The sequence below is a fragment of the Pseudomonas sp. MB-090624 genome (genome assembly GCF_003205245.1).
Lineage (GTDB): Bacteria > Pseudomonadota > Gammaproteobacteria > Pseudomonadales > Pseudomonadaceae > Aquipseudomonas > Aquipseudomonas juntendi.
This window is the reverse complement of record NZ_QJRK01000031.1, coordinates 72602-84424: the sequence shown is the minus strand read 5'-3', so window position 1 is coordinate 84424 and position 11823 is coordinate 72602. Positions and strand designations below refer to the sequence as shown.

General features: G+C 63.8%; 9 protein-coding genes. 2 read left to right on the top strand and 7 right to left on the bottom strand.

The window, feature by feature from the left end:
- Window positions 1-322 precede the first annotated feature (322 nt).
- Entirely contained in the window at window positions 323-505 is a 183-nt protein-coding gene (locus DMX12_RS17915) for a hypothetical protein (RefSeq protein WP_029886605.1), read from the top strand.
- Window positions 506-550: 45 nt separating this feature from the next.
- Here DMX12_RS17915 and DMX12_RS17910 read toward each other — a convergent pair whose 3' ends face one another.
- The 7 genes from DMX12_RS17910 to DMX12_RS17880 form a co-directional block, all read right to left on the bottom strand.
- Complete coding sequence (locus DMX12_RS17910; RefSeq protein ID WP_009684294.1) at window positions 551-1090, bottom strand: DUF2058 domain-containing protein; 540 nt, start codon at window positions 1088-1090, stop codon at window positions 551-553.
- A gap of 26 nt (window positions 1091-1116) precedes the next feature.
- Window positions 1117-1950: a nucleoside triphosphate pyrophosphohydrolase gene (gene mazG / locus DMX12_RS17905; RefSeq protein ID WP_110679046.1), complete on the bottom strand. Its 834-nt coding sequence runs from the start codon at window positions 1948-1950 to the stop codon at window positions 1117-1119.
- 124 nt (window positions 1951-2074) lie between these two features.
- Entirely contained in the window at window positions 2075-4315 is a 2241-nt protein-coding gene (relA, locus tag DMX12_RS17900) for a GTP diphosphokinase (protein ID WP_009684292.1), read from the bottom strand.
- A gap of 97 nt (window positions 4316-4412) precedes the next feature.
- Complete coding sequence (rlmD, locus tag DMX12_RS17895; protein ID WP_110679045.1) at window positions 4413-5771, bottom strand: 23S rRNA (uracil(1939)-C(5))-methyltransferase RlmD; 1359 nt, start codon at window positions 5769-5771, stop codon at window positions 4413-4415.
- Window positions 5772-6671, bottom strand: coding sequence for a cysteine synthase CysM (gene cysM, locus DMX12_RS17890; RefSeq protein WP_033690658.1), 900 nt, complete (start codon window positions 6669-6671; stop codon window positions 5772-5774).
- Window positions 6672-6758: 87 nt separating this feature from the next.
- A complete protein-coding gene (locus tag DMX12_RS17885) occupies window positions 6759-8120 on the bottom strand; it encodes a sensor histidine kinase (RefSeq protein ID WP_110679044.1) in 1362 nt (453 codons plus the stop codon).
- A gap of 1 nt (window position 8121) precedes the next feature.
- Window positions 8122-8841 (bottom strand): response regulator transcription factor, encoded by a 720-nt coding sequence (locus tag DMX12_RS17880; protein ID WP_110679043.1) that lies wholly within the window; start codon window positions 8839-8841, stop codon window positions 8122-8124.
- Window positions 8842-9033: 192 nt separating this feature from the next.
- Between DMX12_RS17880 and DMX12_RS17875 the strand changes: the two genes are divergently transcribed.
- A complete protein-coding gene (locus DMX12_RS17875; RefSeq protein WP_110679042.1) occupies window positions 9034-11787 on the top strand; it encodes a response regulator in 2754 nt (917 codons plus the stop codon).
- Window positions 11788-11823 lie beyond the last annotated feature (36 nt).

Sequence of the window (11823 nt, the reverse complement as noted above, 5' to 3'; positions counted from 1 at the left end):
TACTGGCCCGAAACAAACGTAGGAGCGAGCGCAGCTCGCGATTGCGCCGCGCGGGCGGCGCTCGATCTCACAGGCGCTGAAGATGCTCCGGCTACCCTTGCCAGGAACCATAGAATCTCCCACAGGTTCTATGCAAGGCTCAGGCTCCAGGCGTTCCCTGTGGGAGCTGGCTTGCCGGCGATAGGGCCAGCCTAGGCACTACACCTTTGAGCCTTCATGAAACTTGTTTCATGCCCGTTTTATTTACTTAGGCTGCTAACAAACTCTATAAAGAAGGTGTGCGACAGAGTGTCGCAGCCCTCTCAAGAAGTGGAGTTTAACGATGACAGTCCAAGTAACCGAACGCGACGAATCGAAAATGTCCCACGAAGGCGTGGCCGCTGGCGTACGCATCTGGGATGTGCACCAACAAGGCCAACTGGTCGGTATGTTCCACAATGAACACGAGGCCCACCAGTACCGGGCAGAGCTCGAGAACCTGGAAAACCAGCGCACCACGCAATGACCCCATTCGTCATGAAAAACCCCGCCGAAGCGGGGTTTTTCGTTTTTACCACATCAGATCGTCAGGGATCTTGTAGGCCGCGTACGGGTCATCTTCGTCCGCTTCCTCAACATGGGTGTTCAGCAACAGGATACGGCTGGGGTCGCGTTCCTGGATCTTCACCGCTGCTTCGCGCGGGATCACCTCGTAACCGCCGGCATGGGCCACCACCGCCAGCGCACCGTTGCTCAGCTTGGTACGCATCAGCGCGTTGACGGCGATACGCTTGACCTTCTTGTCGTCAACGAAGTTGTAATAGTCCTCCGTGCTCAGCTTGGGCAGGCGCGTGGCTTCGATCAGTTGCTTGATCTGTGCGGCACGGGCCTTCTGCTCCGCCTTTTCCTGCTGCTGGCGGTTCAGCTCCTGGTCGCGCTTGACCTTTTCGGCCATGGCTTCCTTGGCCAGACGCTGCTGGCTGTCGTCGACGTCGACCTGGCCTTTGTGCTCCATGCGCTTCTGTTTCTTTTCAGCTTTGTTGGTCTGCGAGACCTGTTTCTGGTTGACCAGACCGGCTTTGAGCAATTGGTCGCGAAGGGAAAGGCTCATGAATGTTCACTCACTTATGCAACAGCTCAGCCGCAGCTGGGCAGGTTCTTTTCCTGACGCTTGGCTTCACCCCACAGGGCGTCCAGCTCGTCAAGGTTACACGCTTCAATAGGGCGACCGCTGTCGCGCAATGCCTGTTCGATAAAGCGGAAACGCCGCTCGAACTTGCGATTGGCGCGGCGCAGGGCATGTTCCGGGTCTTGCTTGAGGTGGCGCGCCAGGTTCACGACCGCGAACAGCAGGTCACCGACCTCATCTTCGAGCGCATCGGCATCACCCTCGGCCATGGCCTGCAGCACTTCGTCCAGCTCCTCGCGGACTTTATCCAGCACCGGGAGCGCCGCAGGCCAGTCGAAGCCGACCGTGGCCGCACGCTTTTGCAGTTTGGCCGCCCGCGACAGCGCCGGCAAGGTCGTGGGTACGTCGTCGAGCAGGGACAACTGCTCAGGCAGGCTTTTTTCCGCCCGTTCCTGGGCCTTGATTTCTTCCCAGCGCGACTTGACCTGGGCCTCGCTCAAGCGGGGGGTGTCCAGCGGCGCATACAGCTCACCCGTGGGGAACACATGCGGGTGGCGCCGAATGAGCTTGCGGGTGATGCTGTCGACCACGCCATCGAACTCGAAACGCCCCTCCTCCCTGGCCAGCTGGCTGTAGTAGACCACCTGAAACAGCAAGTCGCCCAGCTCACCCTGCAGGTGCTCGAAGTCACCGCGCTCGATGGTGTCGGCGACTTCGTAGGCCTCTTCGAGGGTATGCGGGACGATGCTCGCGTAGTTCTGCTGCAGGTCCCATGGGCAACCGTACTGCGGGTCGCGCAGGCGGGCCATGAGGTGCAGCAGGTCTTCGAGGGTGTAGGTCATTGAGGCAGGTCCTTCGGTGGTGGCTTCTTCGCGGGCTTGCCCGCTGCCACAGGGTGGATGCAGGTTTCGAAAACTGCACCGTACCTGTGGGAGCGGGCAAGCCCGCGAAGCAGGCGCCGCGGTCTCAAGGGGTACGGTTACGCCGCGTCTCGATGATGTTCGGCAACTGCGAGATGCGCCCCAACAACCGCCCCAGCGCGTCCAGGCCTGGAATTTCGATGGTCAGCGACATCAGCGCGGTGTTGTCTTCCTTGTTCGAGCGGGTGTTCACCGCCAGCACGTTGATCTTCTCGTTCAGCAGCACCTGCGACACATCGCGCAGCAACCCCGGGCGGTCGTAGGCACGGATGACGATGTCGACCGGGTAGGTCTGCACCGGTATCGGCCCCCAGCTCACCTGGATCATGCGCTCCGGTTCCTTGCCTGCCAGTTGCAGCACCGAGGCGCAATCCTGGCGGTGAATGCTCACGCCACGGCCTTGCGTGATGTAACCGACGATGGCATCGCCCGGCAGTGGCTGGCAGCAGCCGGCCATCTGCGTCAGCAGGTTGCCAACCCCCTGGATCTGGATGTCGCCACGCTTGCCGGATCGCGGCCCGGCAGGCTTGCGCGGCACCAGTTCGATCTGCTCGATGCGCTCGGGCTCCAGCAACTGCTGGGCAGCGTTGACCAGGTGCGCCAGGCGCAGGTCGCCAGCACCGAGCGAAGCGAACATGTCTTCGGCGGTCTTGACGTTGGTTTTCTCCGCCAGGCGCTCGAAGTCCACCTGCGGCAGGCCCAGGCGGCTGAGCTCCCGTTCGAGCAAGGTCTTGCCGGCGGCCACGTTCTGGTCGCGCGCCTGCAGCTTGAACCAGTGCACGATCTTGGCCCGGGCCCGCGACGTGGTGACATAGCCCAGGTTGGAGTTCAACCAGTCACGGCTCGGGTTGCCGTGCTTGCTGGTGATGATCTCGACCTGCTCGCCCGTCTGCAGGCTGTAGTTCAGCGGCACGATCCGGCCGTTGATCTTGGCGCCGCGGCAGTTGTGGCCGATTTCGGTGTGCACGCGGTAGGCGAAGTCCAGCGGTGTCGCACCCTTGGGCAGGTCGATGGCATGCCCGTCCGGGGTGAACACATAAACCCGGTCCGGCTCGATGTCGACCCGCAGTTGCTCGGCCAGGCCACCGATGTCGCCCAGCTCTTCGTGCCATTCCAGCACCTGGCGCAGCCAGGAGATCTTTTCTTCGTAGTGGTTGGAGCTTGGCTTGACGTCGGTGCCTTTGTAGCGCCAGTGCGCGCACACGCCAAGCTCGGCTTCCTCGTGCATGCCGTGGGTACGGATCTGCACTTCCAGCACCTTGCCCTCAGGCCCGATTACCGCCGTGTGCAACGAGCGATAGCCGTTCTCCTTGGGGTTGGCGATGTAGTCGTCGAACTCTTTGGGGATGTGCCGCCACAAGGTGTGGACGATACCCAGTGCGGTATAGCAGTCGCGAATTTCCGGCACCAGCACACGCACTGCGCGCACATCGTAGATCTGGCTGAATTCCAGGCCTTTGCGCTTCATCTTGCGCCAGATCGAATAAATGTGTTTTGCCCGGCCGCTGATGTCGGCTTTCACCCCGGTGGCCAGCAGTTCGTTCTGCAGCTGGTTCATCACGTCGCTGATGAACCGTTCGCGGTCCAGCCGGCGCTCGTGCAGCAACTTGGCGATCTGTTTGTACTGCTCGGGCTCCAGGTAGCGGAAGGACAAGTCCTCCAGTTCCCACTTGATATGGCCGATACCCAGGCGGTGCGCCAACGGCGCATAGATGTCGAACACCTCACGCGCGACGCGCAGGCGTTTCTCATCGTCGGCCGCCTTGACCGCACGGATGGCGCAGGTCCGCTCGGCCAACTTGATCAGCGCCACGCGTACGTCATCGACCATGGCCACAAGCATCTTGCGCAGGTTTTCGACCTGCGCCTGCGAGCCCAACACCAGCGACTGCCGCGGGCTGAGGCTGGCGCTGATGGCGGCCATGCGCAGCACGCCGTCGATCAGCTTCGAGACCACCGGCCCAAAGCGCTGGCTGACCTCGGCCAGCGTGACCTTCCCCTCGCGCACCGAACGGTAGATGACCGCGGCCACCAGCGAATCCTGGTCGAGCTTGAGGTCGGCGAGGATTTCTGCAATTTCCAGCCCTGCCTGAAAGCTGGACGTGCCGTCCGCCCAGGAATGCTTGGCGGGGTTGCCCTTTTTTTCGACCTCGTGAGCAAACTCGCAGGCTTCTTTCAGCGCTGCGCGATCCAGTGCCGAATCGACACTTACCACATGATCCAGCCATGCATCGAGATTGATACTGCCGTCCGTGTTGACCGGCTGGTGCACTCTCACCTGTACCATCTTGTTTTACCTTTCCATACAGCGCTGCACTCACGGCGGCGCTGGCGATCACCGTACAGCCACCCTTCCGTGGCGGCCGCACCAAGGGGCCAGTCAGCTAGCCCGCTTCGAATAACGCCATGGCCTCGACATGCGCCGTTTGAGGAAACATGTCGAGAATCCCGGCCCGTGTTAACCGGTACCCCTGGCCGGCCAGCACCTGGGCGTCTCGCGCCAGTGTGGCCGGGTTGCACGATACATAGACCAGCCTGCTGGCCTTGAGGCGGGCGATGCCTTGCACCACCTCGTAAGCACCGTCCCGCGGTGGGTCCAAGAGTACCGCAGAAAAGCCCTCGGCGGCCCATCCGGTGCCGGCCAATGGCTGCGATAAATCGGCCTGAAAAAACCGTGCGTTATGCACATTGTTGTTTCTGGCATTGGCCGCGGCCCGATCGACCATGGCCTGCACACCTTCCACTGCTACCACTTCACGCGCCAGGCGTGCCAGCGGCAGGGCGAAGTTGCCCAGGCCGCAGAACAGGTCGAGCACCCGCTCATCGGCCTGCGGCGCAAGCCAGGCCAGCGCCTGCTCGATCATCGCCGTATTGACCTGGGCGTTGACCTGCACGAAGTCGCCAGGGCGCCAGGCCAGCTCAAGCTGCCACGGCGCCAGGGCAAAGCCCAATGGCGCCGCAGGTTCGACGGGCGCCGGTTCACCTTCGCCTTGCAGCCATAACTGCGCGTTGGCCTGCTCGCAGAACGCCTGTAACCGGGCCAGGTCCTGCGCCGGCAATGGCGCCACATGGCGCACCAGCAGCGCTTCGGCAGAGCCGCTGAACAGCTCCACATGGCCCAGGGCCTGCGGTTTTTCCAGCGAACGCAGCACCGTCGGCAGGTGGCGCAGAATCGACTGCAAGGGCTGTACCAGCACCGGGCAATCGTCGATGGCGATGATGTCCTGGCTGGCTTCGGCACGGAAGCCGACGTGCAGTTCACGCGCCTTGACGTCCCAGCGCACCGCCACGCGAGCACGGCGCCGGTAGCCGAACGCTGGCCCGCTGAGCGGCGGCGCCCAGGCGTCGGGCTGCACACCGGCCACCCGTTGCAGTTGTTCGGCCAAGGTCCGCTGCTTCAGCGCCAGTTGCGCCTCGTGCGGCAGGTGCTGCAGGGTGCAGCCACCACAGCGGCTGTAATGGCGACAGGGGGCTTCACGGCGCTCGGGGCTGGCCTGCAGCACACGCTCCAGGCGGGCCTCGACCACCTTGCCGCGCGCATTGAGCACCCGCGCTTCCACAGCCTCACCGGCCAGGGCGCCACTGACGAACCAGGTACGCCCTTCATGGAAGGCAATGCCACGGCCGTCGCCGGCCAGGCGCTCGATGTCCAGGCGCTGCTTCTTGCCCACGGGGACCTGGGGGCTGCGGCTACCGCCGGCCGGCTGGAAGCGCAGGCCGCTGTTGGTTTTTTTCTTGGTCATTTAGCTGGGATCGAACAGGCCGGTGGACAGGTAACGGTCACCGCGGTCGCAAATGATCGCCACCATTACTGCATGCTCCACCTCACGGGACAGGCGCAGCATGGCGGCAACCGCACCACCGGAAGACACGCCGCAGAAAATGCCCTCTTCGCGGGCAAGGCGGCGGGTGGTGTCTTCGGCTTCCTGCTGCGACATGTCGACCACGCGGTCTACGCGCGTGGCGTCGAAGATCTTCGGCAGGTACTCCTGCGGCCAACGGCGGATACCCGGGATGGCCGAACCTTCCATCGGTTGCAGGCCGATGATCTGCACCGCCGGGTTTTGCTCCTTCAGGTACTGCGAGCAGCCCATGATGGTGCCGGTGGTCCCCATGGAGCTGACGAAATGGGTGACGCTGCCCTGTGTCTGCTGCCAGATTTCCGGGCCAGTGCTGTTGTAGTGGGCAACCGGGTTGTCACCGTTGGCGAACTGGTCCAGCACCAGGCCGCGGCCTTCACGCTGCAGCTTCTCGGCCAGGTCGCGGGCACCTTCCATGCCCTCTTCCTTGGTCACCAGAATCAGCTCGGCGCCGTAGGCGGTCATGGCCGCCTTTCGCTCAGCGGTGGAGTTGTCCGGCATGATCAGGATCATCTTGTAGCCCTTGATCGCCGCTGCCATCGCCAAGGCGATGCCGGTGTTGCCGGAGGTGGCTTCGATCAGGGTGTCACCGGGCTTGATCTGGCCACGCAACTCGGCGCGGGTGATCATCGACAGGGCCGGGCGGTCCTTCACCGAGCCGGCGGGATTGTTACCTTCGAGCTTGAGCAGGAGGGTATTGCTGGTTTGGCCAGCAATGCGCTGCAGGCGAACCAGTGGCGTATTGCCGACGCAATCGGCGATGGTTGGGTACTGCAAGGTCATGGTGTATTTCACAATCCGGACGGCAGGGGCGCCTATCATACCGGCAAACCCTTCCCCGCCATATCACGCAATCTGTAGTGGATATAGCTACAGGCTATATGATGGGGGCTGCTGCACCGGCAACCTCATGCACAGGCGTAACCCGCGCTTGCCGTTCTGCGCCCACAGCGTGCCACCCTGGCGCTGGATGGCGCTGCGGGCAATGCTCAGCCCCAGGCCAAAGCCACCCACGCCGGGCCGCGAACCGTCCAGGCGCAAGAACGGCGCGAAAATCCGCTCCAGCTCATCGTCGCCCACGCCACCGCCCTCGTCTTCCAGCCACAGGCACCAGTAGCCACCTTCACGTTGCCCACCCAAGCGCACGACACCGTCGGCCGGCGAATACCGAATGGCATTGCGCAGCAGGTTCTCCAGCGCCTGGGCCAAGTGGTTGAGGTTACCCTGCACCCAGCAACCGTCTGGTACTTCGCAACGCAGCCGCGTGGGCGCCCAGCCACTTTCATAGCAGGCATTCTCGGCCAGCAGGTCCCACAAGGCCTGAACCTCGATCGGCTCCAGGTTCATCGGCGCACGCTCGGCGTCCTGCCAGGCCAGTTGCAGGGTTGCCTCGACCAGTTGCTGCATGCCGTCCAGTTCCCGACCAAGGCGCTCGCGCAGGCGTTGCAGATCGGTTTCCCCGTCGCAAGCCACGCGCAAACGGCTCAGGGGGGTGCGCATTTCATGGGACAAGTCGCGCAGCAGCTGTTGTTGCAGGGTGACGGTGCCCTGGAGCCGCTCGGCCATCTGGTCGAAGGCGCGGGCCAGTTCCCCCAGCTCGTCGTGCCGGGCGATGAGCCGCGAATCAAGGCGAGCCGAAAGCTGGTCGGCACGCCAGGCCCGGGCCTGCTCGCGCAGTTGGTTCAACGGCACGATCAGCATGCGGTACAGGCCCACGCACAGCAGCAAGGTGAACAGGCCCGGGATGATGCCATTGGTGATGATGCGCCACAGCACGCGGTGCTGGTCCGGGTTGAAGCGCTTGGGCAGTTCGATCACCAGCATGCCCTGCTCGGGCGCACCGGGGAACGGGATACGTAGCCACGGCTGCTCGACGCTGCGCCGGCTCATCGGCCAGTCGACCCCACGCAGGCGGGTCAGGCGCTGCATGATCTGCGGGTTGAGGACCGCGCTGTCGAGCGGTTTCAGGTTGATATCGAGCACACCCACCCAGCCATGTTCACGCTGGTGCATCGCCGCCACCCACTGGTCCAGCCCGGCCCGACCACCGCTGCGCCAGGCCTGCTCGGCCTCGCTGGCATAGCCGCGCAAGGTCTGGCGCGCCGGCTCCGACAAGAAGGCGTTCTGCAGCTCCATGCGCTGGCCCCAGGTGTAGCTGAGGCCGATCATCAGCAGGCAGAAGCCAACCAGCAGGATGGCCAGTTTCCAGAACAGCGAATGGCGGTCGAGCATGCTACTGCGCCTCACCCACGCCGAACACGTAGCCCTTGCCCCATACGGTGCGGATCTGCAACCCCTGATAACCGATGCCCTTGAGCTTGCGGCGGATCTGGCTGACATGCATGTCCAGGCTGCGGTCGTGCCGCGAATAGCCGCGTTGCAACACCTGCTGGTACAGGAACGCCTTGCTCAGCACTTCCTCCTGGTTGCGGTAAAGGGTGTCGAGCAGGCGAAACTCGCTGGGGGTCAGCCCGGCCAGACGGCCATCAAGGCGCACATCGCACAGGCCCTCGTCGAAGTGCAGCGCGCCCGCCTCTGCCGGCGGCTGCGGCGCCTGGTAGCGGCGTTCGAACGCTACACGGCGCAGGATCGCTTCAATGCGCACTTGCAGCTCAGCCATGCTGAAGGGTTTGGGCAGGTAGTCGTCGGCCCCGCGCTGAAAGCCGCTGATGCGGTCTGCCTCGGCGCCCAGCGCCGACATCAGAATCACCGGTGTGGTACTGCGCTGGCGCAACTGGGCCAGCGCATCCAGACCATTCAACCCAGGCAGCAGAATATCCATGAGCACCACGTCGAAGACCTGGCGGCCTGCCGTTTCCAGGCCCTCCAGGCCACTGCGGCACCAGGTGACGTGGAAGCCACCGCGCTGCAGCTCTTCATGCAGGTAGGCGCCCAGCACTGGGTCGTCCTCGATGGCGAGGACATTGGGGTTGTGAATAGCTACAGGACTCATTGGCAACTGCCATGCATTCTCAATTACGCGATTATTGTGTATGTGCGCCCTGCCAGGCAACCGCGATACGACCCGTGCTGCAGGATCGGCGCAAAACACCGACTAAACAGATGCAATGGCGTGCCAGGCAGAGTAACGTCGCGTCTTGGCCGTCACCACTGACGGTGGCCAGGCACATCACAGGAGGCGAGTGTGCTCGATCGTTTGGGAATCCGCAGCCGGGTTCTGCTGCTGGCACTGTTACCGGCAGGCCTGATGGCGCTGGTGCTGGGCAGTTATTTCACCTGGCTGCAACAAAACGACCTGCGCACCCAGTTACTGCAGCGCGGCAAGATGATCGCCGAACAGCTGGCGCCGCTGGCCGCCCCGGCCATGGCCCGGTTGGCGCCTGCGCAGCTGGAGCGCATCGCCGCGCAAACCCTGGAGCAGAGCGACGTGCGCTCGGTTGCCTTCCTGGCGCCGGACCGCACGCGCCTGGCCCATGCCGGGCCGAGCATGCTCAACCAGCCACCCAGCGGCGGCACCGGCACCCAGTTGCTGCAGCGCAGCGGCAATGACGCCACCCGCTACCTGATGCCCGTGTTCGGCCACCACCGGGACCTGGCCACCGAGGCCGTGCCTGCCGAAGCCGAGCGGCTGCTGGGCTGGGTCGAGATCGAGCTGTCCCACGATGGCACCCTGCTGCGCGGCTACCGCAACCTGTTCACCAGCCTGCTGCTGATCCTCGCCTGCCTGGTGCTAAGCGGCCTGCTGGCATTGCGCATGGGCCGCTCGATCAACGACCCCATCGAACGTATCAAGCACGCGGTCAACCAGCTCAAGGACGGCCACCTCGAAGAGCGCCTGCCGACCATGGGCAGCCATGAGCTGGACGAACTGGCGCGCGGCATCAACCGCATGGCCGAAACCCTGCACAACGCCCATGAAGAACTGCAGCACAGCATCGACCAGGCCACCGAAGACGTGCGCCAGAACCTGGAAACCATCGAAATCCAGAACATCGAACTGGACATGGCGCGCAAGGAGGCACTGGAGGCCAGCCGCATCAAGTCGGAGTTCCTGGCCAACATGAGCCATGAGATCCGCACCCCGCTCAACGGCATTCTCGGCTTTACCCACCTGCTGCAGAAAAGCGAGATGACCCCGCGCCAGCTGGACTACCTGAGCACCATCGAAAAGTCTGCCGACAACCTGCTGGGCATCATCAACGAAATTCTCGACTTCTCCAAGATCGAGGCCGGCAAGCTGGTGCTGGACAGCATCCCGTTCAACCTGCGCGACCTGATCCAGGACACCCTGACCATTCTGGCCCCGGCCGCCCATGCCAAGCAACTGGAACTGCTCAGCCTGGTCTACCGCGACACGCCCACGTCGCTGGTCGGTGACCCGCTGCGGCTCAAGCAGATCCTCACCAACCTGGTCAGCAACGCCATCAAGTTCACCCGCGAGGGCACCATTGTCGTGCGCGCCATGCTCGACGATGAGCATGAGGATCATGCCCAACTGCGCATCAGCGTGCAGGATACCGGCATCGGCCTGTCACCGCAGGACGTGCGTACACTGTTCCAGGCTTTCAGCCAGGCCGATAACTCGCTGGCCCGGCAGCCAGGTGGTACCGGCCTGGGCCTGGTGATTTCCAAGCGCCTGATCGAGCAGATGGGTGGCGAAATCGGCGTCGACAGCACCCCGGGCGAGGGCTCGCAGTTCTGGATCAGCCTGAACCTGCCCAAGGCGCACGACGACATCGAAGAACTACCGCTGCAAGCGCTGCTGGGCCGCCGTGCCGCCATCGTCGATAACCATGAACTGGCCCGGCAGGCCCTGGAGCACCAGCTGCAAGACTGTGGCCTGAGTGTCAGCCTGTTCGCCACCTACGACCAGTTGCTGCAAGCCGTGCAGGCCGCCAGCCAGGCCGGGCAGCCATTCGAGCTGGCGGTGCTGGGCGCCAACCTGGGCAACCTGTCGCCAGAACAACTGGGCCGCTACCATCAACAGCTCGAACGCTACCATTGCCAGTGCGTGGTGCTGTGCCCGACCACCGAGCAGGCGCTGTACCACCCCTTCCTGCCCAATGGCCATGGCCAGTTGCTGTCCAAGCCTACCTGCACGCGCAAATTGCGCCGGCTGCTGCTGGAGCTGGTCCAGCCCCGCCGCCTGCAGGGCGAGGTGAACAGCCGCAACGGCCCGCGGCGGCCGAAAATACTGTGTGTCGACGACAACCCTGCAAATTTGCTGCTGGTGCAGACGCTGCTCGAGGACCTGGGTGCCGAAGTACTGGCGGTCGACAATGGCTATGCGGCACTGCAGGCCGTGCAGCAGGAACCCTTCGACCTGGTGCTGATGGATGTGCAGATGCCCGGCATGGACGGCCGCGCCTGTACCGAACAGATTCGCCGCTGGGAAAACACCCAAAGTGGCAACCCATTGCCCATCGTCGCCCTCACCGCCCATGCCATGGCCAACGAGAAACGCGCATTGCTGCACGGCGGCATGGATGACTACCTGACCAAGCCGATCAGTGAACGGCAACTGGCACAGGTGGTGATGAAATGGACCGGTCTCAGCCTGGGCACGCCGCAGCAGGCGCCGGCTGAAACCACCGGCAACGGCGATGAACTCAAGGTGCTCGACCCGCAAGAAGGCCTACGCCTGGCAGCCGGGAAAGCGGACCTTGCCGCCGATATGCTGAACATGCTGCTGGCCTCGCTGGAGGCCGACCGCGAAGCCATCCGCGCCGCGCGCCTGGCCAATGACCATGAGGGCCTGATCGAACAGGTACACCGCCTGAACGGGGCTTCACGCTATTGCGGCGTGCCGCAGTTGCGCGCGGCGTGCCAGCGCAGTGAAACCTTGCTCAAGCAGGAAAGCCCGCAGGCCCAGCAGGCACTGGATGAACTGGATGCCGCGATCAGCCGCCTGGCAGCCCAGGCGCGGTCGAGCGCTTGAACTCACTGCCAACAGCTACCCCGGACACGCCCGACA

Coding starts and splice junctions, on each gene's coding strand:
- relA (WP_009684292.1), bottom strand. CDS start 4,315: ATGGTACAGGTGAGAGTGCACCAGCCGGTCAACACGGACGGCAGTATC.
- rlmD (WP_110679045.1), bottom strand. CDS start 5,771: ATGACCAAGAAAAAAACCAACAGCGGCCTGCGCTTCCAGCCGGCCGGC.
- mazG (WP_110679046.1), bottom strand. CDS start 1,950: ATGACCTACACCCTCGAAGACCTGCTGCACCTCATGGCCCGCCTGCGC.
- DMX12_RS17910 (WP_009684294.1), bottom strand. CDS start 1,090: ATGAGCCTTTCCCTTCGCGACCAATTGCTCAAAGCCGGTCTGGTCAAC.
- cysM (WP_033690658.1), bottom strand. CDS start 6,671: ATGACCTTGCAGTACCCAACCATCGCCGATTGCGTCGGCAATACGCCA.
- DMX12_RS17915 (WP_029886605.1), top strand. CDS start 323: ATGACAGTCCAAGTAACCGAACGCGACGAATCGAAAATGTCCCACGAA.
- DMX12_RS17880 (WP_110679043.1), bottom strand. CDS start 8,841: ATGAGTCCTGTAGCTATTCACAACCCCAATGTCCTCGCCATCGAGGAC.
- DMX12_RS17885 (WP_110679044.1), bottom strand. CDS start 8,120: ATGCTCGACCGCCATTCGCTGTTCTGGAAACTGGCCATCCTGCTGGTT.